At 72.1% G+C, this 23,743-nt stretch carries 23 protein-coding genes; 11 read left to right on the top strand and 12 right to left on the bottom strand.

Annotation, left to right across the window (positions count from 1 at the left end; translation table 11 throughout):
• Positions 1-5 precede the first annotated feature (5 nt).
• Together ACZ3OF_RS33110 and ACZ3OF_RS33105 are read left to right on the top strand one after the other, a co-directional pair.
• Positions 6-728 carry an ABC transporter ATP-binding protein gene (locus ACZ3OF_RS33110; protein WP_467308510.1) on the top strand — a complete coding sequence of 241 codons (723 nt, stop codon included), beginning with the start codon at positions 6-8 and terminating at the stop codon, positions 726-728.
• The gene (locus ACZ3OF_RS33105; protein WP_467308508.1) at positions 725-3,076 is read left to right on the top strand and encodes an FtsX-like permease family protein; all 2,352 of its coding nucleotides are present in this window, start codon (positions 725-727) and stop codon (positions 3,074-3,076) included. Before ACZ3OF_RS33110 ends, ACZ3OF_RS33105 begins: the two co-directional genes overlap by 4 nt.
• Before the next feature lie 202 nt (positions 3,077-3,278).
• On the opposite strand, the gene ACZ3OF_RS33100 is transcribed toward ACZ3OF_RS33105, so the two are convergent.
• From ACZ3OF_RS33100 to ACZ3OF_RS33085, 4 genes are all read right to left on the bottom strand, one after another.
• Complete coding sequence (locus tag ACZ3OF_RS33100) at positions 3,279-5,777, bottom strand: ATP-dependent Clp protease ATP-binding subunit (protein WP_467308506.1); 2,499 nt, start codon at positions 5,775-5,777, stop codon at positions 3,279-3,281.
• A 203-nt stretch (positions 5,778-5,980) separates the two neighbouring features.
• Entirely contained in the window at positions 5,981-7,129 is a 1,149-nt protein-coding gene (locus ACZ3OF_RS33095; RefSeq protein WP_361681572.1) for an MFS transporter, read from the bottom strand.
• Positions 7,130-7,224: 95 nt separating this feature from the next.
• Positions 7,225-7,791: a Chromate resistance protein ChrB gene (locus ACZ3OF_RS33090; RefSeq protein WP_467308505.1), complete on the bottom strand. Its 567-nt coding sequence runs from the start codon at positions 7,789-7,791 to the stop codon at positions 7,225-7,227.
• 90 nt (positions 7,792-7,881) lie between these two features.
• A complete protein-coding gene (locus ACZ3OF_RS33085; RefSeq protein ID WP_361681529.1) occupies positions 7,882-9,489 on the bottom strand; it encodes an extracellular catalytic domain type 2 short-chain-length polyhydroxyalkanoate depolymerase in 1,608 nt (535 codons plus the stop codon).
• Positions 9,490-9,753: 264 nt separating this feature from the next.
• Here ACZ3OF_RS33085 and ACZ3OF_RS33080 point away from each other — a divergent pair, with 264 nt between their 5' ends.
• Positions 9,754-10,263 (top strand): tetratricopeptide repeat protein, encoded by a 510-nt coding sequence (locus tag ACZ3OF_RS33080; protein WP_361681575.1) that lies wholly within the window; start codon positions 9,754-9,756, stop codon positions 10,261-10,263.
• A 16-nt stretch (positions 10,264-10,279) separates the two neighbouring features.
• On the opposite strand, the gene ACZ3OF_RS33075 is transcribed toward ACZ3OF_RS33080, so the two are convergent.
• On the bottom strand, positions 10,280-10,597 hold the full coding sequence (locus tag ACZ3OF_RS33075; protein ID WP_361681532.1) for a cupin domain-containing protein: 318 nt from the start codon (positions 10,595-10,597) through the stop codon (positions 10,280-10,282).
• Positions 10,598-10,686: 89 nt separating this feature from the next.
• Positions 10,687-11,979 carry a M20 metallopeptidase family protein gene (locus ACZ3OF_RS33070; protein ID WP_467308502.1) on the bottom strand — a complete coding sequence of 431 codons (1,293 nt, stop codon included), beginning with the start codon at positions 11,977-11,979 and terminating at the stop codon, positions 10,687-10,689.
• 96 nt (positions 11,980-12,075) lie between these two features.
• On the opposite strand from ACZ3OF_RS33070, the gene ACZ3OF_RS33065 reads away from it, so the two are divergent.
• Both ACZ3OF_RS33065 and ACZ3OF_RS33060 read left to right on the top strand, forming a co-directional pair.
• Positions 12,076-12,726 carry a M15 family metallopeptidase gene (locus ACZ3OF_RS33065; protein ID WP_361681538.1) on the top strand — a complete coding sequence of 217 codons (651 nt, stop codon included), beginning with the start codon at positions 12,076-12,078 and terminating at the stop codon, positions 12,724-12,726.
• Between the two features lie 70 nt (positions 12,727-12,796).
• Positions 12,797-13,138: a DUF5713 family protein gene (locus tag ACZ3OF_RS33060; RefSeq protein ID WP_361681541.1), complete on the top strand. Its 342-nt coding sequence runs from the start codon at positions 12,797-12,799 to the stop codon at positions 13,136-13,138.
• 170 nt (positions 13,139-13,308) lie between these two features.
• Here the strand turns inward: ACZ3OF_RS33060 and ACZ3OF_RS33055 are convergent, their stop codons facing one another.
• Positions 13,309-13,893, bottom strand: coding sequence for a TMEM165/GDT1 family protein (locus ACZ3OF_RS33055; protein WP_361681544.1), 585 nt, complete (start codon positions 13,891-13,893; stop codon positions 13,309-13,311).
• Between the two features lie 311 nt (positions 13,894-14,204).
• Between ACZ3OF_RS33055 and ACZ3OF_RS33050 the strand changes: the two genes are divergently transcribed.
• From ACZ3OF_RS33050 to ACZ3OF_RS33040, 3 genes are all read left to right on the top strand, one after another.
• Positions 14,205-14,807 carry a TetR/AcrR family transcriptional regulator gene (locus tag ACZ3OF_RS33050; protein ID WP_361681546.1) on the top strand — a complete coding sequence of 201 codons (603 nt, stop codon included), beginning with the start codon at positions 14,205-14,207 and terminating at the stop codon, positions 14,805-14,807.
• A gap of 35 nt (positions 14,808-14,842) precedes the next feature.
• Complete coding sequence (locus ACZ3OF_RS33045) at positions 14,843-16,267, top strand: MFS transporter (RefSeq protein WP_361681578.1); 1,425 nt, start codon at positions 14,843-14,845, stop codon at positions 16,265-16,267.
• 132 nt (positions 16,268-16,399) lie between these two features.
• A complete protein-coding gene (locus ACZ3OF_RS33040) occupies positions 16,400-17,503 on the top strand; it encodes a PP2C family protein-serine/threonine phosphatase (RefSeq protein WP_361681549.1) in 1,104 nt (367 codons plus the stop codon).
• A 35-nt stretch (positions 17,504-17,538) separates the two neighbouring features.
• On the opposite strand, the gene ACZ3OF_RS33035 is transcribed toward ACZ3OF_RS33040, so the two are convergent.
• Both ACZ3OF_RS33035 and ACZ3OF_RS33030 read right to left on the bottom strand, forming a co-directional pair.
• Entirely contained in the window at positions 17,539-18,375 is an 837-nt protein-coding gene (locus ACZ3OF_RS33035) for a hypothetical protein (RefSeq protein WP_361681552.1), read from the bottom strand.
• 308 nt (positions 18,376-18,683) lie between these two features.
• Positions 18,684-19,097: a cupin domain-containing protein gene (locus ACZ3OF_RS33030; RefSeq protein ID WP_361681555.1), complete on the bottom strand. Its 414-nt coding sequence runs from the start codon at positions 19,095-19,097 to the stop codon at positions 18,684-18,686.
• Positions 19,098-19,149: 52 nt separating this feature from the next.
• Between ACZ3OF_RS33030 and ACZ3OF_RS33025 the strand changes: the two genes are divergently transcribed.
• The gene (locus ACZ3OF_RS33025) at positions 19,150-20,244 is read left to right on the top strand and encodes a helix-turn-helix domain-containing protein (RefSeq protein ID WP_467308497.1); all 1,095 of its coding nucleotides are present in this window, start codon (positions 19,150-19,152) and stop codon (positions 20,242-20,244) included.
• Between the two features lie 85 nt (positions 20,245-20,329).
• Here ACZ3OF_RS33025 and ACZ3OF_RS33020 read toward each other — a convergent pair whose 3' ends face one another.
• Both ACZ3OF_RS33020 and ACZ3OF_RS33015 read right to left on the bottom strand, forming a co-directional pair.
• On the bottom strand, positions 20,330-20,971 hold the full coding sequence (locus ACZ3OF_RS33020) for a hypothetical protein (RefSeq protein WP_467308495.1): 642 nt from the start codon (positions 20,969-20,971) through the stop codon (positions 20,330-20,332).
• 303 nt (positions 20,972-21,274) lie between these two features.
• Positions 21,275-21,859 (bottom strand): nucleosidase, encoded by a 585-nt coding sequence (locus ACZ3OF_RS33015; protein WP_467308493.1) that lies wholly within the window; start codon positions 21,857-21,859, stop codon positions 21,275-21,277.
• 78 nt (positions 21,860-21,937) lie between these two features.
• On the opposite strand from ACZ3OF_RS33015, the gene ACZ3OF_RS33010 reads away from it, so the two are divergent.
• A complete protein-coding gene (locus ACZ3OF_RS33010; protein WP_361444587.1) occupies positions 21,938-22,141 on the top strand; it encodes a cold-shock protein in 204 nt (67 codons plus the stop codon).
• 17 nt (positions 22,142-22,158) lie between these two features.
• Here ACZ3OF_RS33010 and ACZ3OF_RS33005 read toward each other — a convergent pair whose 3' ends face one another.
• Positions 22,159-22,527 (bottom strand): hypothetical protein, encoded by a 369-nt coding sequence (locus tag ACZ3OF_RS33005; protein WP_467308491.1) that lies wholly within the window; start codon positions 22,525-22,527, stop codon positions 22,159-22,161.
• Between the two features lie 109 nt (positions 22,528-22,636).
• Here ACZ3OF_RS33005 and ACZ3OF_RS33000 point away from each other — a divergent pair.
• A partial coding sequence (locus tag ACZ3OF_RS33000) for an Hsp70 family protein (RefSeq protein WP_361681569.1) occupies positions 22,637-23,743 on the top strand: 1,107 nt, incomplete at its 3' end.

The following is a 23,743-nucleotide window of genomic DNA, read 5'->3' as shown; positions in this document are numbered from 1 at the left end:
CTGCCATGACCACGGAGAGAGACACCGCCACCGGCCGGACGGGCCAGACCGTCGTACGACTCGACGGCATACGCAAGGAGTTCGGCGGGACGACCGCCCTGGACGGGGTCTCGCTGGAGATCCGCAGCGGCGAGGCAGTCGCCGTCATGGGGCCCTCGGGCTGCGGCAAGTCCACCCTGCTGAACATGGTCGCCGGACTCGACCGCCCCACCTCCGGAAGGGTGCTCGTCCACGGGGACGACCTCACCGGCATGAACGAGAAGGAACTGGCCCTGTTCCGGCGACGCCGGATCGGCATGGTCTTCCAGTTCTTCAATCTGCTCGACGACCTGCCGGCCCTCGACAACGTCGCCCTCGCCGCGCAGCTCACCGGCACACCGGCGGCGCAGGCACGCCGCCGCGCCCTCGAACTCCTCGACGAACTCGGCATGGCCGACCGCAGAGGCGCCTACCCGGCCGTGCTCAGCGGAGGGGAACGCCAACGGGTCGCGGTCGCCCGCGCGTTGATGAACCGGCCCGCCCTGCTCCTCGCGGACGAGCCGACCGGAGCCGTCGACACCCGGGCCGGCGAACAGATCATGGACCTGCTCCTCGACCTCAACCAGATCGGCCAGACCCTGCTCATGGTCACCCACGACGAGCGGATGGCGGAGCGCTGCGCCGGACGGATCGTCGACATGGTCGACGGCCGGGTGGCCGGCGAACGCAGCGCGGAGCGCACGGCATGAGCGCGGTGTGGCGCGCCTCGCGCGCGGCCGTCCGGCGCCGCCGGCTGCAGACCTTCGTCATCGGCCTCGTCGTCCTCTTCTCCACCGCCACCATCGTGGTGGCACTCGGCCTCCTCGAAGCGGCCTCGGGGCCCTTCGAAAAGGGCTTCGCCCAGCAGCGCGGGGCGCACGCCGTCGCCGCGTACGACGCGGCCGAGGTCACGGAAGCGCGCCTGACCGAGGCGTCCGGGACGCCAGGCGTCGAGGCGTCCGCAGGCCCGTACCCGCTGGCCGTCCTCCAGATCCCCGAGGGCAACTCGCCACGCTACGTCGGCCCCTTCAACGTGGTGGGCCGCTCCGGACCCGGCGGGGACGTGGACCGCGTCGACCTGTGGCAGGGCCGCTGGGCGACCGCCCCCGGGGAGATCGTCGTCAACGAGTCGCGGCCCGCGCCCGCCCTGCTGCCCTTCGAGGCGGAGCACCCCGGCCCGCCGCTCGGCGACACGATCAAGGTGCCCGGCCTGCCGGTCCTCACCGTCGTCGGCTACGCGCACAGCCTGAGCAACAGCGCCGACGGCTGGGTCTCACCGGACCAGATCGACGCGCTCGGCCCCACCATGACCGAGATGCTCTACCGCTTCACCGACCACGCGACGGACGCGGACGTGGCGGCCGGGCTCGCCACGGTCGACTCCGCGCTCCCGTCCGACTCCCTCGTCGCCTCGCACTCGTACCTCACCATCCAGCGCGCCGTGGCCTCCGGACCCGGCGCGTACGTGCCCTTCCTCCTGGTCTTCGGTCTCCTCGGTCTCGCGGTCGCCGTGCTGATCGTGGCGAACGTCGTGAGCGGCGCCGTGGTCTCCGGCTTCCGGCACATCGGTGTGCTCAAGGCGCTGGGCTTCACGCCCGGTCAGGTCACGGCCGTCTACCTCCTGATGGTGTCCCTGCCGGCCGTGATCGGCTGCGTGCTCGGGACCGCCCTCGGCGACCTCGCTGCCCGCCCGCTGCTCTCGGGCGCCTTCCAGGGCACCGGCATGCGTATCGAGGGGATCAGCCTCCGAGTGGAGCTCGCCGCGCTGACCGGGATGCCGCTCGTGGTGCTCCTCGCCGCGCTCGTCCCGGCGCTCCGGGCCCGTCGGCTCTCCGCGAGCGAGGCGATCAGCGCGGGCAGCGCACCGCGTCGGACCGGCCGCGGGCTGCGGATCCAGCGCCGGCTGAGCCGGACGCGGCTGCCGCGCGCGGTCAGCCTCGGCCTCGGCCTGCCGCTGGCCCGCCCCGGCCGCACGGCACTGACGCTGTCCGCGATCGTGCTCGGCGTGCTCACGGTGACCTTCGCGAGCGGCCTCGCCGACACCGTCGTCAAGGTGACGGAGGCCTCGCACCAGGACGTCGATCTCACCCTGCGCCCGGCGAACCCGTTCTTCGACGAGGAGACGGCGAAGGACCGGAGCGACGCCGAGATGGAGGCGCTGCTGCGCTCCGCTCCCGGCGCGGCCGAGGTGACACCCGACCTGATCGTCTCGCTCGCACTGGCCGGACAGGCGGATGCCGTCGACGGATTCTTCCTGCGCGGGGACCACGCGGCGCTCGGGTACGGGAAGCAGCTCGTCGACGGCCGGTGGCTGAAGGGTGCCGGGGAGACCGTCGTCGCCTCGGAGTTCCTGAACCAGACCGGCGGGAAGGTGGGCGACCGGCTCACCCTGGGCCTGGCAGGGAAGCGGACCGAGGTGACCATCGTCGGATCGCTCATGAACCACGAGCCCGACCGCCTGCTGCTCGACCGGCGGACGCTGACGCGGCTCGACGCGAACTACCGGCCGCAGACTCACCAGTACCGCTACCACATCAAGCTCGACTCCGGCACCACGCCGCAGACGTACGCGAAAGCGGTGGACCAGGCGGCAGGGCCGGGTCTGTACCCCATCTTCAACGAACCCGCCTCCTTCACCGTCGCCGTCATCAGCCTCTCCACGGCCCTGTCCCTGATGCTCGGCACGGTCGCGGCGCTCGGGGTCTTCAACACCGTCGTCCTCAACACGCGCGAGCGCCGCCGGGACATGGGCATGCTCAAGTCGATCGGCATGACCCCGCGTCAGGTGATCGCCATGGTGGTCACATCGATGGCGGCGCTCGGTCTGGTCGGCGGTCTCGTCGGCGTTCCGCTGGGGATGGCAGCCCATCGGGTGGCCGTACCGCTGGTGGCCGAGGCGGCACTCGTCACCCTCCCGAGGTCCGTCCTCGACGTCTGGACCGCCCCGACGCTCGCCCTTCCGGCACTGGCCGGCGTCACGCTCGCCGTCCTGGGCGCCCTGATCCCCGCCCGCCGCGCCGCGCGCCTGACGATCGCGGAGGCCCTGCGCGGCGAGTGAGCCACCGGCAGGCGGACTCCGCGCCGAGGGGGCGCATGGCCGCGGGGCCTGAAGCGGAGGACAGCACTCTTCAGGCCCCGCGGGGTTCGTGGGCGGGCGCGGCGGGCGCGGCGGGCGCGGCGGAGCGCGGCGGGCGCGGCGGGCGCGGCGGGCGCGGCGGGCGCGGCGGGCGTGGCGGGCGTGGCGGGCGCGGGAGGCGCGGTCAGGCCGACGCGTCCTGCTTGGATCTCACCCGGCACACCAGCGCGTCGTTCACAACGTCCGCCACGATCGTGTCGCCGGGGTCCGCCTCACCGCCCAGGAGCAGGTCGGCGATCCGGTTGTCCAGCTCCGTCTGGATCGTGCGGCGCAGCGGCCGCGCGCCGAACTCCGGCTGGTGACCGTGCGCGACGAGCAGCTTCTTCGCCGCCTCGGTCACCTCAAGTTCCAGCCCCTGGGCGCGGACCCGGCGCTCGCTCTGGCGCAGCAGCAGCTCGAGGATGTCGCCGAGATCGTCCTCGCCCAGGCCGTGGAAGATGATCGTCTCGTCGATGCGGTTGAGGAACTCCGGCGTGAAGTGACCCCGCAGATCCTGCTTCAGATCGTCGCGGATCTCCGAGACATCGCCGTGGTGGGCCAGGATCCGCTGGGCGCCGATGTTCGACGTCATGATGACCACACAGTGACGGAAGTCCACCGTCCTGCCCTGCGAGTCCGTCAGACGGCCGTCGTCCAGGACCTGGAGCAGGGTGTTGAAGACGTCCCGGTGCGCCTTCTCCACCTCGTCGAAGAGCAGGACGCTGTACGGCTGGCGGCGCACCTTCTCGGTAAGCTGGCCCGCCTCCTCATGGCCGACGTATCCGGGCGGCGCGCCGACGAGCCGGGATACGGTGTGCTTCTCCTGGAACTCGCTCATGTCGAAGCGGACCATCCGCGTCTCGTCGCCGAACAGCAGCTCCGCCAGCGCTTTCGCCAGCTCGGTCTTGCCGACACCGGTCGGACCGAGGAAGAGGAACGAGCCCACCGGACGGTTCGGGTCACCCATGCCGGCCCGGTTGCGGCGCACGGCCTGCGCGATCGCCGTGACGGCCTCGTCCTGACCGACCACCCGGCTGTGCAGGGCGTCCTCCAGCTTGAGGAGCTTCTCCTTCTCGCTCTGGGTCATCTGCGCGACGGGGATACCGGTACGGCGCGACAGCACCTCCGCGATGTCGTCGACCGTCACCTCCATCACGCCCTCGCGCCGCTCCACGAGACCGGCCACTTCGGCCTCGATCCGCGCGATCTCGTTCTTGTGCTCGTTCGCCTTCTCGAAGTCCTCGGCGGCCACGGCCTCGTCCTTCTCGCGGCGCAGCTTCGCCAGCCGGTCCTCGCGGTCCACCACCGCGGTCGACTTGCCCAGCGAGCGCAACCGCACCCGGGCGCCGGTCTGGTCCATCAGATCGATCGCCTTGTCCGGCAGGAAACGGTCCGGGACGTAGCGGTCGGAGAGCTCGGCGGCGCCCACGAGCGCCGCGTCGCTGTAACGGACCTGGTGGTGGGCCTCGTAGGAGTCCCGCAGCCCCTCCAGGATCTGGATCGTCTCCTCCACCGAGGGCTCGGGGATCAGCACGGGCTGGAAGCGCCGCTCCAGGGCGGCGTCCTTCTCCACGTACCGCCGGTACTCGTCGATCGTCGTGGCCCCGACCACGTGCAGCTCACCGCGGGCCAGCGCGGGTTTCAGCATGTTGCCCGCGTCCATCGCGCCCTCGCCCGCCGCGCCCGCGCCGACCACGGTGTGCAGCTCGTCGATGAAGAGCACGGTCGAGTCCGCGTCCGCCTTCACCTCGTCGATGACGTTCTTCAGCCGTTCCTCGAACTGGCCGCGGTACTGGGCCCCGGCGACGAGCCCGGACAGGTCGAGGGCGATGACCCGCTTGCCCTCCAGCGTCTCGGGGACCTCGCCCGCCACGATCCGCTGGGCGAGCCCTTCCACGATCGCGGTCTTGCCCACGCCCGGCTCGCCGATCAGCACCGGGTTGTTCTTCGAGCGGCGGGAGAGGATCTCGACGGTCTGCTCGATCTCCTCGGCCCGTCCCACCACGGGGTCGAGCTTCCCCGCCCGCGCCTCCTCGGTCAGATCCCGGCCGTACTCGTCGAGCGTGGGCGTCCTGCTCTCCGGCCGGGCCGTGGGCGCGCCGTCGGGCCGCCCCGCGCGCTCGGCCGTGGAACGCAGACCGCCGACATCCGTCCCGTACGCCGTCAACAGCTTCGCCGCCGCCGAGTTCGGGTCGTCGAGGAGTGCGCCGAGGATGTGTTCGGGGCCGATGTACGAGACCCCCGACTCCCGGGAGTGCTCGTACGCGCGCAGCAGGACGCGCTTGGCCGACGGGGTGAGCCCGGGCTCCGCCGACGGGAGGCCGCTCGCGCCGGGCAGCGCCTCGGCGATCGACGCGGCCAGCTGATCGGGGTCGGTGCCCGACTGGGCGAGCAGGGTGCGCGACGGGTCGATCTGGGTGCAGGCCCAGAGCAGATGCTCCGTGTCCAGGTCGGCGCTGCCGTCCTCGGAGGCACGCGCGGTTGCCCGGCCGATCAGTTCCCGCGCGGAATCCGTCAGAAGTCTGCCGATCGGCACGCGCTGGACGGCCGGGGGCGAGGCGGCCGGTGACATGCCGAAGAAGCGGTTGAGAAGGTCGTTGAACGGATCCGATCCACCGAGGGAACCGAAGGGAGACATGGTCATGTGGTGCCGTCCAGGTGCGTCGACGTCCGGTCAGTGCTCCCACCACTCGACCAGCTGCCGGGCGTCCCCACCCGCCGAACCCCGGCTACGGAGCGTGGCCGGCGCGGGCACCCCCGCCCCGGCTCACGGTCCCGGCGGCTCTCCCCGACCGTGACGTCCCGGCCACCCGGTCCGCCGATCGGGTGAGTCGGGTTCCCTGCCGCTCAGCGAGGTGCCGCGTCGCTCCGGCGCCGGAGCGACGCCAGGGTGAGGAGCGGGCCGACGGCCAGGAGTACGGCGAGGGCCGCGAAGCCGTACGTGAGGGTGGAGACGGTGGCGACGGCGGCGACCAGCAGGGGGCCTCCGGCGTCGCCGAGTTCGCGGCCGAGCTCGGCCGACCCCATGGTCTGGCCCATCCGCTCCTCGGGCGTGCTGGTCGCGAGGGCGGTGAAGCCGAGGGGAGTGATCAGCCCGGTGCCCGCACCGATGAGGACCGCCGCGGAGAGGACGCCGACCAGGCCGGGCAGCGTCGCGCAGAGCAGGCCGGCCGCGGTGACCGCGAGTCCCACGGCGAGGCCGGTACGCGTGGTGAGGCGGCCGGCGTCCAGGGCGTGTCCGGCGTACGGCTGGACGACGGCGGCACTGGCGGCCAGCACGGAGACGGCCGCGCCGGTGGCGACGGTACCGAGACCGGCCACGGCTCCGGAGACGGGCAGGAAGCCGACGCCGACCGACAGCGCGGCGGTGGCGGCGGCCAGGGCGGCGGTAGGGGCGAGGAACGAGCGGTCGGCCAGCCGACGGGCGAGGTCGGCGAGGGTCTGGCGCTGCTTGGGCAGCGGCGGCACGGCCGGTACGGCGAGCACGGCCCACACCGCGACGGCCGCGGCGAGCACGGCCATGACCGTGAAGAGCAGACGCAGCCCGCCGGCCCAGACCAGGAGCCCGCCGAGGAGCGGGCCGAGGGTGTAGCCGATGGACTTGTAGAAGCCGTAACTGCCGAACGCGCGGCCGCGTTTCGCGGCCGGGTTGAGGCGGGCGACGAGCGCGGAGGCGGACGGGGAGAACGCGGAGGCCGCGGCGCCCTGACCGAGACGGGCGGCCCACAGCCAGCCGGGGCTGTCCGCGACGGCGTACAGGGCGGAAGCGGCGGCGAAGAAGGCAAGGCCGCCGAGGAGTACCGGCTTCGCGCCGATCCTGTCGGCCAGGGATCCGAAGACGGGCTTGAGGACGACTTCGGCGCCGTCGTACAGCGCGAGCAGACCGCCGAGGACGAGCAGGGACGTGACGGCGTCGTCGGAGAAGCCGCCGAGGTTGGCGGCGATGCCGTGCGCGCCGAACGCGGTGGTGAACCCGGCCGCGTACAGCGGCCACATGGACCGCTTCGGCGCGGCGGCCCGACCGCTGCCGGACTCCGATGCCGGGGACGCAGGGGATCCGGCGGGTGTACGAGGGGTGCGGGGCGCCTCGCTCATGCCTGGCCCTCCTGACCGCCGTGCAGTGCCGTGAAGACACGCTCGGCATAGTCCTCGCAGACCGCCGTGCACAGCTTGAGGCGTTCGCCGGCCTCGCGCGCCTCGGGCGCCCCGAAGACATCGCGCGCGGTCAGGTCCCGGTGCCAGCGGCGCAGCCGCTCCAGGCTCTGCTCCTCCTCCTCGAGCTCGGCCAGGGTGAATTTCTCGTTGCGGATCTCCTTGGCGATCTCCTGCTCGAACTTGCCGCAGTCGGCCAGGAATTCGACCCAGTCGGCGCTGCGGGCGGCAGTGAACATCGCTTCGAGGCCCGACGCGTCCTCCGGCGAGCGCCCGGCCGCCCGCAGGGTGACGGCCTGGCCGCCACCCGTGTTCGTCAGCTCGACCGCACGCCGTACCCCGTCGGCGAAGGCCGGTACGTCCGGTACGGCCCAGACACCCTGCCCCAAGGAGAGAGCGCCGGCCTTGCGCAGCTCGCGCCAGACGGCGACGCGGTGCCGGGAAGGATCGGCGGGCACTTTGAGGACCAGGACCAGCCACGGTGTCTGCGCGTCAGTTGGCGTCACGCCAGGAAATGTAGCAGGCGTTACATCAGGGGTGGTACGGGGAACACCCCCGCAGTTCGAACTGCGGGGGCCGCTGCGCACGTACGCCGGTCAGCGGTACTCGACCGTGAGCGTCACCGGCGTGTCCTTGTTCACGAAGAGGTACGCGTTCGAGGTGGGAGCCGTCTCGAAGCGCAGCCGGACCTGCGTCGTGCCGCTGCGGTCGAGGGCGGCGAGCGCCGGGGCCGACAGGTCCGAGGAGGCCGCGGAGCCCGAGGAGAACGCCGCGATCTGTGCCCCGCCCGCCACGGTCGCGGGCGCCGACCAGTCCGAGGGCTCGACGGCGCACCCGCCGAAGCAGCCCGTCCTCACGTCCGCCAGGAGCCGGTTGCCCGCCGGGGATGCCCAGGGGTCGCCCGCACCGCTGCTGCGCGCCACCGTCAGATACGCGCGCGTGATCTCCTTGCCCGCCGGGATCTGCGACGTGTCGAAGGAGAGCAGTGTCCGGTTCACCTTGGCGTCCGTGCCACGGCCGAGCGCGAGCCCGTACGTGTCCTCCAGCGTGCCCACCGTCGGACCCGAGCCGTCACCGGAGGCCTTCACGTAACCGTCCTGGGCATCGACGCTCGGCAGCGTCACCCGGTCGGTCACGGGCGGGGGAGTGGAGCCGCGCAGCGCGCGTACCATCCCCATGATCGTCTCGATCTGCTTGCCCCCGTGCCGGGCGTGCGCGGAGTCGCCGAGATAACCCCACCAGTTCCAGCAGCCGTTGGGGTTCTCCAGTGTGGCCGTCGCCTTCGCCTGCGGGTAGAGCACGATCATCTCGTTGGTGTCGGCGTACTCGTTCAGATACGCCTTGTCCACGAACTGGGTCCCGAAGCCCTGGTACCCGTACCCCTGCTTGCAGCCGTGCAGCGCCACCATCAGGGAGCAGGACGCGCCGTCGGAGCAGGACTTCGGCACGTAGACGAAGCCGTTGTCGTCCAGCGACAGGGCCGCGGCGGCGCCGCCCGGGGCGTAGACGTTCTGGTCGAACCGGATCAGCGTGCCGCCGGGGGTCGTACTGGGCGGGGCGACGGAGCCCCGCAGGTGGCCGAGGAGTTCACGCTCGGCGTCGATGCCGCAGTTGTTGATGAACGGACTCTGCGTGACCGTGCAGGAGTTGGGGCCGAGCGGGCTGATCCAGGCGTGACCGGCCGCCGTGCTCCGGTTGTACTGGACGCGTGCGCCGAACCGCCCGTAGTGGTCGGCGAGCGCGTCCGCCACCGGGCGCTTCACGGTCGAGTCGCCCGAGCCGCTGAAGACGTACACCGGGTCGCCCGCGAGGTTCGCGACCGGGTCGACGAGCCCCTGCGCCGACCAGTTCCGCGTGGTCTGCTCCAGTTGTGCGAGCTGGAGGTCCTGGACGGTGTTCATGCAGGCGTTGAGGGCGGTGGCGAGCGCGTTCTGGGCGCAGTTGTACGGCCCCGAGGCGAACACCGCCGAGCCGCTGAAGGTTCCGGAGTACGCCACATGGAGCTGCGTGGCCATGTATCCGCCCGACGAGATCCCGGAGCTGTAGACGGCATCGACGTCGTACGGCCGCAGCTCACCGGGTACGGGCGTGGGGGCGGCGGCCGCGGCGGGTGTCACGGACGGGAACAGGGCCGCGGCGGCGAACAGCAGCAGGGCTGCCGGCCGGCGCGGTCCGCGGGGGCGGAGTGTGTGGGGTGGACGCATGGGATCTCCCGGGCGGCTCGGTCATGCCAAGGGCATGTCGGGGTGGTGGCCGGGAGATTAGGGGCGGGCGACGCGTGCCACCTATGGGGCCGGGCGCCACAACCACCGGGCTGGAGTGTGGCGTTCCGTCATCTGGCAGCCGCCGCACCGCACTCCCGGAGGACCTGCGACGATGCGACCATGAGCGACTCCCAGAACGACGAACGCCCCGTGAACGGCTCCGACTCCGGCTCCGACGCGGGCCCCGACTCTTCCGTCGGGCACGTGAGCGCCGGCGAACGGGACGGTCTGCTGGCCGCGGCGGTCGGACTGCGCGAGCAGGGCCGTCAGGAGGAGGCACGGGACCGCCTGGTGGCGCTCGCCGCATGCCACCCCGACGACGCGGAGGTGGCCTACCAGACCGCGTGGGCGCACGACGTGCTCGGCCTGGAGGCCGAAGCCGTCCCCTACTACGAGCGGGCACTGAAGGCGACGACCGGCGAGGGGCTCTCCCCGGAGGACCGCAGGGGCGCGCTCCTCGGCCTCGGCAGCACCTTCCGCATCCTCGGCCGGTACGAGGAGGCCGTCTCCACCCTGCGCGGCGGCATCGAGGAGTTCCCGGACGACGGCGCGCTGCGCACCTTCCTGGCGATGGCCCTGTACAACACCGGCGAGCACCACGAGTCGACGCGTCTGCTGCTCCGCCTGGTCGCGGCCACGAGCGAGGACCCCGGGGTACGCACGTACCGCAGCGCGATCGAGCACTATGCCGAGGACCTGGACGAGACCGTGTGAGCGCTCGGGCGCAGGATCAGTCCATGACGGCGGTGAGCAGGACGACCGCATCCTCCAGAGCGGTGAGTCCGTGCCGCTCCTTGGGGATGATCTTCAGCTCTCCCGCCGCCAACTCCTCGGACCACCCCGGGGCCGTCAGCTTCACCCGTCCCCGCAGCACCTGCAGACTCGCGGCGGGCGGCGCGGTGTGCTCGTCGAGCGCCGCGCCCGCGAGCAGGGCGATCACGCTCTGCCGGAGCACGCCGTCGTGCATCACCACCTGGGCGCTGCGGTCGTGCGGCGCGGCGCGCGCGGCGGCCAGATGCTCGTCGGCGAGGGCTGCGAGATCACTCATCGTCTCTCCCTGCGGCTACGCGGTACGGGGTGGCGGGTACGCGGGTCCAGTCCCAGCCTCTCGCCTGTCACGCGCGCCGCAACTCGGGGCTAGGGGGCCAGTGAGCCGGTCAGATGGTCGTACGCCATGTGCGCGTGCAGCCGGACGCCGGTGACGAGGGTGTCGTCGTCGGCGTAGAAGTGCGGATTGTGGTTGGTGACCAGGCCGCGCCCGCCGGGCAGCGGGACCGGGCGGCCGTCCGCGCCCAGCGAGGCGTCCTGGACGCCCAGCATCACGTACAGGCCGCCGAAGCGGTTCATGAACTCCGACACGTCGTCGTATCCGAGCGTCGCCCCGGTCTCGACCGTCCGCTCCTCGCCGACCACCCGGCGGATCGTCGGCAGTCCCGCGGCGACCCACTCCGCGCTGTTGTGCACTGGTGGGACCGCCTGCAGGTACTCGACCGTGGCCGTGGCGCCGTACGCCGCGGCCGAGTGCTCGGCGAGCGTGGTGAGCCGCCGCTGCACCTCGGCCATGTCCGACTCGACCGCGCACCGGACCGTGCCCCACAGGGTGACGGCCTGGCCGATGATGTTGAAACGGCCGACGTCCTCGATGTGGCCGATGGAGACCGTGATCGGGTCGAACGCGGAGACCTGCCGGTAGAGCTGTCCGATGCCGGTCAGCACCGCGCCCACCGCCGGCATGGGGTCCACGCCCTGCCAGGGTGTCGAGCCGTGCACCTGCTTGCCCGTGACCACGATCTTCACCAGGGTGGAGGCGCCGTACTGATTCCCCACCCGGTACCCCACGTGTCCCTTGGGATAGGGCGTGACATGCATCCCGAACGTCATCGTCGGCACCGGGTCGTCGCACGCGCCCTCGTCGAGCATCGCCCGTGCCCCACCGCGCTCGCCGACCGGAGGACCCTCCTCGGCGGGCTGGAAGACGAACAGCACGGTGCCCGGCAGCCGATCGCGCACTCCGGAGAGCACGGTGGCGGCGCCCATGAGCATGGCGGTGTGGCAGTCGTGGCCGCAGGCGTGCGAGACAGGGAAGGGGCCCCCGGGGTAGTCGGTGTCGACGACCCGCGAGGCGAAGTCCGTACCGCACCGGTCCTCGACGGGCAGCGCGTCGATGTCCGCGCGCAGCGCCACCACCCGCCCGCCCTCGGCCGCCCCGTTGCCACCGCGCAGCACCCCCACCACGCCGTGCCCGGCGATGCCCGTGCGGACCTCGTCCAGGTCCAGGGAGCGGAGATGGTCGGCGATCAGGCGGGCGGTGCCGGCCTCACGGTTGGACAGTTCGGGGTGCCGGTGCAGATGGCGCCGCCAGGCGACGACCTGAGCGGCCGTCTTCTCGGCACGCCGGTCCAGTTCCTCATGGATCTGATCGGTGCTCAAGGGCCACCCCTCGTCGTCGGACCGTCCCTCCAGAGTGGCATTCCGGCCCGGCTAGGCTCGCCGAAAGCCACAGACGATCACTGCGAACGGGTGACCATGAGTGAGATCACGCTGATGTCGGACCCTCGGATCGCCGTCCTTCCGGTCGAGGAGTGCGGCGAACGGCTCGTGGACGTAAGGGAGGCCGAGGCGCTGCTGGTCGACAACCGCTGTCACGACGGAACCGGCGCCTTCGCGCACCTTCGGGAGGGCGTCCTCGAACGGCTGCTCGTGGCACAGTCACGACTCCCGGACGGGCTGCGCCTGTTGTACGTGGAGGGGTACAGGCCGCCGTCGCTGCAGCGGAGGTACTTCGAGGAGTACGGCGCCGAACTGCGCGCCGCCCACCCGGAATGGTCCGCACCGGAACTGCACGCCGGCGCGAGCCGCTACGTCTCCCCGCCCGAGATCGCACCGCACAGCGCCGGTTCGGCGGTCGACGTCACCCTGGCCGACGCCGACGGGCGCGAACTGGACCTGGGCACCCGGATGAACGCGAGCCCGGAGGAGAGCGAGGGCGCCTGCTACACCGCCGCCCCCGCCATCCCCGCCGAGGCGCGTCGGCACCGGGTGATCCTGGGCGCCGCGCTGACCGGAGCGGGGCTCGTCAACTACCCGACCGAGTGGTGGCACTGGTCCTTCGGTGACCGCTACTGGGCCCTCGCCACGGGGGCCCGCGCCGCGCTCTACGGGCCGAAGGAGCTCTGACCGGGGCGGCGTTGTCGGTGGCGTGGTGCACGATGGGGACGTCCGATGATCACGCGGGAAAGGGACCCAGATGTCGATCACGAACGAGCAGGTGGCGGGGTACGCCTTTCTCAAGGCGCTGTACGAGGACGGGTACTACCCGGACCACGTCGTCGACAAGGGGCGGGCGATCCTGCTGAGACTCTGCGAGCGGATCGAGGCGGAGCAGCCGGCCGACCTGACCGCGCTGTACGCGCTGACGGAAGTGGCCACCGAGGAGTTCAACGCGCTGGAGGCGGACTTCGACGAGGCCGGGAGCGAGATCGAGACCGTCGCGCGCGAGGAGATCGCCGAGAACTTCTGGTTCGTGGCCACGGCCTACGGGTTCGCTGACGCCGACGTGGAGGAGCTGGTGGCCGCCCGCGAGTGGTGACGGCTCGTCGGCGGTGCGCCTGCCGACGAGCGGGCCGAAGCCCCTGTGGTTCGCCGCGCCGTGTTCGTGGCCGAGGTCGACCCACGACGACCGAGGCACGCGCCCCCGCCGGCGGTCGGCCGGCCGGGGCACGCGGGTCAGCGCGCGAGTGTCGCCGAAGGGCCAGGGGGTCAGCCGACGAAGATCTCGGTCAGCGACCAGATCGCCAGGGCCGCCATGCACAGGCCGCCGATGCGCTGGACCGTCTTCAGCGGCACGCGCTTGGCGATGAAGCGGCCCGCGACCAGGGCGAGGGCCGAGACGCTCATCAGGGCGGCGGCGGAGCCGATCGCCGTGGACCAGGTGCCGTTCGTGGCGGCGAGGTTGGCCGTGGTGATCTGCGTCAGGTCGCCCCACTCGCTGATGAAGACGGCCATGAACGCGGTCGAACAGACCGGCCAGAACCCGGTCACCGCCTTGCCGCCCGCCTCGTCGTCCTCGTCGTCGCCCCCGCCGCGCAGCAGCATGAAGGCGCCGAAGGCGAACAGCAGGGCCGAGATCAGTTTGACGATCCAGTCGGGCAGCAGACCGATGAGGCTGCCGGCTCCCACGGCGATGGCGACATGCGCGACGAACGCGGTCGACGTGCCGAACCAGACGTACAGCGGACGCATGCGCGTGCCCATGGCGAGCGACGCGAACATCGTCTTGTCGGGCAGCTCGGCGAGGAAGATCAGCCCGAAGGCGGTGAGGATCGCCAAGGGGTCGAGGTGCATACCGGGGCTCTCTGTTCGGTCCGGGCCCGGGATCCGCACGGCACCACGGCGGGCGACGGGGAGAACCACTCGGCCCGGCATGACGGACCACGCCCACAGGATGCGGACATGGCGAATGCCTGGCCGAAGGTCTCGCCCGTCCGCGCCTTCGCGCGGACCCGGCCACCGGGAACCCGAGGGCTCCAGTGTGTCGACGACCGGTTCGCAGGGCTACTCCCCTTCGCTGTCGATCAGTGTAGCGGAGGGCGCTCTCGATCTTGATGCGGGTGGGTCCGTAGACACTGTCTACGGCTACATGGTAGACAGTGTCTATGAGTGAAGAGAGCGAGGCCGGACTGCGCGGCCGGCTGATCGACACCGGCGTGGAGCTGGTGCACACGGAAGGCGCGCAGGCGCTGTCCCTCCGGGAGATCGCCCGGCGGGCCGGCGTCTCCCACGGCGCCCCCCGCCGGTACTTCCCGACCCACCTCGACCTGCTGTCGGCCATCGCCCGCGAGGGCTTCGCCGAGCTCGCGGGACGGATCGGCGCCGCCGTGGGGGAAGAGGCGGAGACGCGCGACGGCGCGCGGGCCCAGCTCGACGCCCTCGCCCGCGCCCATCTCGACTTCGCGCTGACCCGGCGCGGCATGTACGAGCTGATGTTCCGGCACGACCTGCTGGAGAGCGGACGGCTCGGGCTGCGCGAGACGAGCCTGCCGCTCTTCGGCCTCCTCGGCCGGCTCGTCGCCCGCGCCCGTCCTGGAGCCGCCCCGGAACCGACCGTCGTCGCGGCCGCGCTCTGGGCGAACCTGCACGGCATCGCCCAGCTCTGGGCGTGGGGCAGCCTCCAGCTCGCCGTGTGTACCCACGACGTCGAGCCGCTGCTCCGGGCCGCCCTCGACGCGCACCTCGGCCCCGCCGGGCGGGAGCAGTGATACGGCAGCGGTGGGTGACCCTCGCCTGCAGCGTCATGGGCGCGGCAGTCGTAGCCCTGGACGGCACCCTGCTCACGATCGCCCAGCCCACACTCCAGCAGGATCTGCACGCGGACTTCGCCGCGGTCCAGTGGACCAGCACCGGGTATCTCGTTGCTGTCGCGAGCCTCCTCGTCTTCGCGGGCCGGCTGGGAGACGCGTACGGCCACCGGCGGCTCTTCGCCCTCGGCACGCTCGGCTTCGCCGCCACCTCGGCCGCCATCGCCCTCGCACAGGGGATCGGCTGGGTGATCGCCCTGCGGATACTCCAGGGAGTGTTCGGAGCGCTCCTGCAGCCGGCCACCCTGGGCATGCTCCGGGCGGCCTTCCCGCCCGACCGCCTGGCCATGCCGATCGCCCTCCGCATGAGCGCGATCGGTCTCGCGGCGGCGTTGGGCCCGCTCGTGGGCGGCGCCCTCGTCACCGCCTTCGGCTGGCGCTCGGTCTTCGCCCTGACGGCGATCCCGGCCCTGGCCATCGGCCTCCTGGCAGCCGTCACCGGGCCGACGTGCCCGGCGGGCGACTCCGGGAACGGGGCTCCGGGGAGCCGGGAGAGCGGTACGGTGCCGGCGGCCGGCGGCTCGCGCGGGGCGCTCGACCTGCCCGGCGCCGTGTTGCTCGCCGTGACGCTCGCCTGTCTGGTCCATGTGCTCGTCGCGGTGCCGGCATCCGGCTGGACGACGGCGACCGGTCTCGCCCTCGGCGGCGCCGTCGCGTCCGGCGCGGTCTTCGCCCGGCACGAGAGGCGTACCGCCCGGCCCCTTCTGCCGCCCGCCCTCCTGCGGTCGCGGCCCGTCGTGGCCGGGCTCGCCACGCTGCTGGCGACCTCGGCCGTCCTCTTCGGGGCGCTCTTCGTCGCGACGTACTTCCTCCAGGACGTCCGCGGACTCGACCCGCTGTCGACCGGCCTGTGGGTGCTGCCCCTCGCCGTCCTGATGGTGCTCGGCGCGCCCGCCGCGGCCCTGCTGCACCGCCGGTTCGGCCCCCGTCGCACGACCGTCTGGGGTGCGGCCCTGCTCGCCGTCGGCGTGCTCCTGCTCTCCCGGCTCGACGAGTCCGCCACGGCGGTACCGACCGGCGTCTGCTTCGCACTGCTGGGCGCCGGGTTCGGCACGGTCATGGCCACCGCCACCGCCGTCGTCGTGCACCAGGCCTCCGTGGCCGACGCCGGAGTCGCCGGCGGCCTCCAGCAGACCGCCATGAACATCGGCCCCGCGCTCGGCGTCGCCGCCGCGACCCTGCTGATGACGCTCGACCCGGACTCGGGCTTCGTACCGGCGATGGGGACCACGCTTCTCGTCTTGGCAGGCCTCGCGGCGCTCGGCGCCGCCGCCGCGCTCGCACTTCCCGGCCGCCCCGCCCCCACGGGCGGTCCCGAGGCGACAGCCGACCCTCAGCCTCAACCCGAGCCTCAGCCCTGACCCCACCTCAACCCCGGCCGTGGTCTCTCGACCTCGACCTGAGCCCTCGCCCGGCCCTGAACCCCCGGCCCGGACACGCCAGCGCGGCGCGGGCGCCCCGGCCGCGCCGCCCCCGCTGCGTACGATCACGAAATGCCCTCTGGTGCTCACCGTGGCGGCCCTTGGGCGCGGCCGCGCACGCAGATCGTCATCGGCCGGGTCCTGCCGCTACTGGTCATGGCCCTGACGGTGCTGGCCGACCTGGTCACCGCGGACGAGGAACGGTACGACCGGCTCCTGGGGGCCGCGCCCGCCCTCGCCGCCGTCACCTGGAGCGTCCGGGGAACCATCCTCATCGGTGTGGTGGCCATGGCCCTGGGCGCGGTGCTCGGGTTCGCCGGCGGCGACCCGTTCTACCCCGACATCGCCGCCAACGAGGTGGCCCTGCTCCTGGTGACCGCTGCCGCCGCCTGGGTCAGCCGGGCCCGGCTCCGCTACGAGCGGGACCTGCGCGAGGTGACCGCCGTCGCCGAGGTCGTCCAGCGCGTCGTTCTCCGCCCCCTCCCGCCGCGGCTCGGCCCCGTCGACCTCCATCTGTTGTACGTCGCGGCCGCGGCCAAGGCCCGGATCGGTGGTGACTTCTACGAGGCCGTACGCGTCCCCGGCGGCGTACGGCTGATGCTGGGCGACGTCCAGGGCAAGGGCCTCGGCGCCGTGGAGACCGCGTCCGTCCTGCTCGGCTCCTTCCGTGCCGCCGTCAACGACGCGCCCGACCTGCCCGCACTCGCCGACCGCCTGGAGGAGGGCCTCGGCCGCTACGGAGCCTGGGACCCCGACTCCGACGCCGCCGAACGCTTCGCCACCGTCGTCCTCGTCGAGATCCCCGACTTCGAAGCCGTCGCGCGTCTCCTGAGCTGCGGGCACCCGGCTCCGCTCCTCCAGCACGGCACCGACGTACGGCCCGTGGCCTTCACCGACCCGTCTCTCCCGGTCAACCTGTCGGGCCTCCTCGACGCCCGCCATCACGTGGAGGAGGTGCCCTTCGCGCCGGGCGACCGGCTGCTGCTCTACACCGACGGCGTGAGCGAGACCCGCGACCGGGCCGGCACCTTCTACCCCCTGGAGGAACGGATGAGCCACTGGGTGGACGAACCGGGTGAGCGCGTCCCCGCCCTGCTCCACGACGAGCTGGACGCCTATGCCGATCACGGCGTCGACGACGACGTCGCCGCCGTGCTCGTCGTACGGCAGTCCTAGGCGGCGGCTCTGGACGGCGGCCCTGGAGAGCGGTCCTACCGGGCCTGCGGCCCCTCCGGCACCGACTCGTACAGCACCGTGTGGAACCGGCCCGCCGACTCGCGCCCCTCCGGATCCGCCCCCAGCTCCCGTACCGCCTCGATCGCGAAACGCTGCTCGCGCGCGTCCGTGAAGAGCCGCTGCGGGTAGGTCCGCGACGGGTCGGAGACGGTCCGCAGGCCGTAGGCGGCGAGGCACTCGGCGATGGGCTCGTACGACACGGTCCGCAGGACGAAGGCGCTGACCCGCAGCGGCCTGCCCGCCCATTCGAGGAGTGCCGCGAAGGTGCGCCGGGTGAGGTAGCTGCCGCCACCGGTCAGGGTGATCAGGCCGACGTCCGCCATCGCGGCACGCAGTCGCGGGCTCGGCGCCGCGCCCTCCTCCAGGTTCTCCGCGAACGCGTCGTCGAGGAGCCCGACCTCCCGGGCGTAGCGCAGGGCGCTGCCCGCGACGTCGAGACCGATGACCGGCACGGCGTCCGAGCGCCGCCGTGCCGCATAGAACCCCTTGTCCTCCACGGCGAGTTCGGCGGCCGTCAGCCCGCTCACCGCCGGGTCGGTGTAGCGCGCGTACAACTCGGCCAGCGTGACGTCGTGGTTGAGCAGGGCCGCGTTGATCCCGTACGAGCAGCACAGGTCGAGAACCGTCCCGCCGTCCCGCTCGGCCGCCGCGCGCCGGAACGCGCCCTGTGCCTGCTGGGGTATCTCGTACTCCAGCGGTGCGAGGCGCCGGAAGTACGCCCGTGGGTCGGGCCGGTCGTAGATGTCCTCGAACCGAGCCTTGCCGGCCGCCGCGCCCGCCCCGGTCCCTGACCCTGCTTCGGAATCGCTCATGTGTCCCGCCTCCCTCGAAGCCCGCGGTGGGCATCGTGTGCGGAACGTGACCCGGCGCTCGCGTCCGCATCGGGGGCGCACGGGCGCACCACCCGCACCGCCGCGCGGCCTCCGGGCGGTGCCCACCCCTCCAGGATGGTCCGCCCACCGGCCACCCGCACGGGACGCGGCGGCGGCCACGCGCGCGCACGCCTGGGGACCTCCCGTTCGAAACGTGGAAAACCGGGCAAAGGGCGTCGTTCCTGACGTGGTACAGCGCCCCGTGCGCCGGCCGCCCGACGGTCACCCCACCTCCGCGCCTGTGAGGATCACGCGTCCAGCACGTGTCCCGTCGTCGCGTCCACGTGGTCGGGGATCTCCTCGTGGCGGTCGCCGACCGAGAGGGTGCCCGTGGGCTCGAACATCAGGATGGACGCACCGGAGGGTGCGTAGGGGCGGTGTTCCACGCCCTTGGGGACGGTGAAGACCGAACCCCGGGGGAGGGCCACCGTCCGCTCCGCGCCGTCCTCGCGCAACGAGATGTGCAGCTCGCCCTCGACCACCAGGAAGAACTCGTCGGTCTCGTCGTGGGCGTGCCACACGTGTTCGCCCGCCACCTTCGCCACGCGCACGTCGTAGTCGTTCACCCGCGTCACGATGCGAGGGCTCCACAGCTCCTCGAAGGACGCGAAGGCCGTGGCCAGGGCGATGGGAGCGCTGTTCTCAGCGGTTTTCCGGCTCATGCGGCCATCCTGGCCCGTGGCCGTCACCCAGCGTGAGTGCTAGAAATAGCATATGCCGCAAGGATCCTCGCAGCCCGGAGCGCACCGAGTCGTCGTGATCGTCGACGCCAACTCCAACCCCTTCGAACTGGGCTGTGCCACCGAGGTCTTCGGTCTGCGCCGCCCCGAGCTCGGGCGCGATCTGTACGACTTCCGGCTCTGCTCGCCCGAGCCCGACACGCTCATGCGCGACGGCTTCTTCACCCTCACCGGCGTCGCCGGGCTCGAAGCGGCCGACACCGCGGACACGCTCATAGTGCCCAACCGTCCCGACGTCGAGGTGCCACGACGGCCCGCCGTGCTCGACGCCGTCCGCCGCGCCCACGCCCGCGGCGCCCGTCTGATCGGCTTCTGCAGCGGCGCCTTCACCCTCGCCGAGGCGGGCGTCCTCGACGGCCGGCGTGCCACCGCCCACTGGCAGTGGGCCGACAGCTTCCGCGCCCGCTTCCCCTCCGTGCACCTCGAACCGGACGTCCTGTTCGTCGACGACGGCGACATCCTCACCGCCGCCGGCAGCGCCGCCGCCCTCGACCTCGGACTCCATGTCGTCCGCCGCGACCACGGCGCCGAGGCCGCCAACGCGGTCAGCCGCCGGCTGGTCTTCGCGGCCCACCGGGACGGCGGGCAGCGGCAGTTCGTCGAACGGCCGGTTCCCGAGACCCCCGACGAGTCCCTCGCCCCGCTCCTGGCCTGGGCGCAGGAACGTCTCGGCTCTCCGCTCACCGTCGCCGGCCTGGCGGCCCACGCGGCGGTCAGCGCGGCGACGCTGCACCGCCGGTTCCGCGCGCAGCTCGGCACCACCCCGCTCGCCTGGCTCACCGGAGAGAGGGTGACGCTGGCGTGCCGGCTGATCGAGCGCGGCGAGTCCCGTTTCGAGGTCGTCGCCCGCGCGAGCGGACTGGGCACCGCCGCCAATCTGCGCGCCCTGATGAACCGCGAGACGGGACTCTCCCCGTCCGCGTACCGCCGGCGCTTCGGCCCGACGGCACCCACCGGACCCACGGATGCGTCGGACACCGCGGCGGCCTCGACGTCGGCGGCCCTGTCGGGATCCGCGGCGGGATCCACGTCCGGATCCCCGCAGAGCGCGCAGCCGGCGAGCTCCTAGACTAGGACCTGTCCGGTCGACGGTGCCGAGCCGCCGGCCTGCGGCGACACGGGGCAGCTTCGCAGGGCCAGGCCACGTCTCGTGTTCACCAATCGCAGGTGTGGAACGTACAGAGGCGGACCTCGACGACGCCTGGGAGCCGGGCGATCTCGTCCCTGAGCCCGTCCTGGCTCTGCCCTTCCGGGAAGCTTTCGGGCATGTCCACGTGGAGTTTGAGCAGCCCGGCGCTCTCGGCCACCTGCATCCGAGTGGCGCCGAAGTCCCGCAGTCGTTCCTTACGCTCATTGAACTCCCGGTCGTGGAACCGGCTGGTGCTGTCCAGGGTCGCGTTGAAGTACGGGGGTGGTTCGTTCTCCGGGTCCGAAGGGAGGGCGATCAACGCGAAGGCGAGCGCGCCTGCGAGGGGCACCGTCACCGCGCACCAGGCACCTGGGCGGTTGTCGGCGTCCACGAAGGCAGCGACCAGCAGCAGCAGGGCCGCCGGCAGAAACAGGAACATGCCGATGACTGCACCGATCAGCGCCCAGACCAGCAGGCCCGTCCCGATGACGAGGCAAGCCCGGGCACGTACCTTCGGCTGCTCTCGCACCAACAGCGGCACGGCTGCCGCTGCCGCGCTGACCACGACGACGCCAGCCAGGAACGGGGCGAGCAGGAGTCCCAGGACCGACGCACCCCCTGCCGCCACGACCCCCGCAACAGCCCAGGCCTCCTGCCGGGCGGACACTCCCTGGCATTCCTCCATGACGGCCCCCTCGCCTTGAACGTGTTCAATTGAACGCGTTCAAGGTATCGCACGCGTGGCGCGGCGCAAGTGAGAGACCGATCCGTGCCCCCGCTCGCGGGCCGGGCCGGCACACAGAGAAGCCCGGTCAGGCCGCCCGCCTGAGCAAAGGCTCACGCGGCAGGCACCACCGGGCTTCTACGAAGAGCGGAACAAGAAACGCAACACCGTCGACCGGGCCAACAACCGGCTTGAGCACGCAGTCGTCATCCGACTCCGGGCAAGATCGGCCGGACAAACCCTAGGCTAGGAGCGGTACGGAGTGTTCTCCGCCGCCCAGTGCGCCAGCGACCGGGCACACTCGGCGACCGACTCCCGCCAGCTCCTGGCAGCCCCGTCGCCCGCCTCGTCGCTCACGTGCTTGACGATCCGGATCGGCACCCCGGCCAGGGCCGCCGCGGTCGCGAGGGCGTAGCCCTCCATGTCGACCAGCGGAGCACGGGCCGCGAGCCGGGCCCGGGCGGCCTCGTCCGAGATGAAGGCGTCCCCGGTCGCCAGAGTCACGTCACCGCCGCCCGGCAGGGAAAGCTGAGCCCCGTACGTCTCACCGGTCAGCGTCGCGAGCAGCTCCCCGTCGAGATCGTGCTGGATCACCGTGCCCACCACATGCGTCCCCGTCCACCCCGGCCGCAGCGCCCCCGCCGTCCCCAGGTTGACGACGCCCGAAGGGCGCGGGCCCCGGCCCAGAACGGTGGCGAGCGAGGTCGCCGCGTTCACCTTGCCCATGCCGGTCAGCAGGATCGGCAGATCCGTGTCGAGGAACTGAGCCTCTTCCTTGACGGCAAGGACGAGCAGGGGCCGGTCGGCCGTGATGTCTCCGATGAGTTCCATGCCGCCACGCTACCCGCCGGGACTTCCGGCCCGTGCCGAGAGAGGATGGAAGTGTTCGTCAGTGCCGAGGAGATCACCATGGCCACCGGAACAGTGAAGTGGTTCAACGCCGAGAAGGGCTTCGGCTTCATCGAGCAGGACGGCGGAGGCCCCGATGTCTTCGTCCACTACTCGGCCATCGCCAGTACCGGCTATCGCGAACTCACCGAAGGACAGAAGGTCGAGTTCAGCGTCGTGCAGGGTCCGAAGGGCCCCCAGGCCGAGAACGTCAGTCCCGCCTGAAGCGCCGGCACCCGCTCTCATTCCAGCAGGTCCGTGGGGACGTACGGGCCGAGTTCCCGTACCGCCCGCTCCGGATCGGGGTCGGAGACGGCCAGCCGACCGTAGGGCGCGTCCCGGCGCAGCTCGACGCAGACGACCGGTCTGCCCGGCTTCACCGCCGCGAAATCCCGGCCGTCCGGCAGGACCCGGATCCCCACGCAGATCCGGTCGGGGATCCACAGGCCCCGGCCGCGGCCCCCGCGCAACGCGCGCCACCAGTCGGGCTCGATCCGTACCTCGCGCAGAAAGGTCAGCGGCACCCGTACGGAGCGGCGGCGCGCGGCCAGCTTCTCGCGCGGGGACAGCCGGACGACGATGTATTCGCCGTCCACCGTCACCCGCGCCATCGCACCTCACCGACCGTTCTGATCGTCGACCCCGTCGGGACATCTCCCTCCATGATCGGGCCGTGGATGGGTAGGTGCCAGACGGGGACGACGGGCTGAGGAGAGGGCCATGTCACGCGCAGTCGGTATCGACCTCGGAACGACGAACTCGGTGGTCTCCGTCCTGGAGGGCGGAGAACCGACGGTCGTCACGAACACCGAGGGCGGCCGGACGACGCCGTCCGTGGTCGCCTTCGCGAAGAAGGGCGAGGTGCTGGTCGGCGACGTCGCGAAGAGGCAGGCGGTGACCAACGTCGAGCGGACCGCCCGCTCGGTGAAGCGGCACGTCGGCGACGTGAACTGGCGCTTCCCCGAGAGCGGCGAGATCGACGGCCGTCGCTACACGGCGCAGGAGATCTCGGCCCGGGTGCTGCAGAAGCTGAAGCGCGACGCGGAGGCCTACCTGGGCGAGGACGTGACGGACGCCGTCGTCACGGTGCCCGCGTACTTCAACGACAGCCAGCGCACGGCGACGAAGGAGGCGGGGGAGATCGCCGGGCTCAACGTGCTGCGGATCATCAACGAGCCGACGTCCGCCGCGCTCGCCTACGGCCTCGACAAGGAGAACGACCAGACGATCCTCGTCTTCGACCTCGGTGGCGGCACGTTCGACGTGTCCCTCCTGGAGATCGGCGAAGGGCTTGTCGAGGTGAAGGCCACCAACGGCGACACGCACCTCGGTGGTGACGACTGGGACCAGCGGATCGTGGACCACCTGGTCAAGGAGTTCAAGAACGGGTACGGGGTGGACCTGGCCAAGGACAAGATGGCACTCCAGCGTCTCCGTGAGGCGGCCGAGAAGGCGAAGATCGAACTGTCCGCGGCGACGGAGACGGCCATCAACCTGCCGTACGTGACCGCGTCCGCCGAGGGTCCGCTGCACCTGGACCAGAGGCTGACGCGTGCCCAGTTCGAGCAGCTGACGGCCGATCTGCTCGAGCGCTGCAAGACGCCGTTCCACCAGGCGGTACGGGATGCCAAGGTCGACGTGTCCGACGTCGACCATGTGATCCTCGTGGGCGGTTCGACGCGCATGCCAGCGGTGAGCCAACTGGTACGGGAGTTGACGGGCAAGGACCCGCACAAGGGTGTGAACCCGGACGAGGTCGTCGCCATCGGTGCCGCCCTGCAGGCCGGTGTGCTGAAGGGTGAGGTCAAGGACGTCCTGCTCCTCGAC

The organism is Streptomyces sp. NPDC022552 (genome assembly GCF_055561875.1).
The sequence above is the reverse complement of the archived record's forward strand: the minus strand, read 5'-3'. Positions and strand labels throughout refer to the sequence as shown.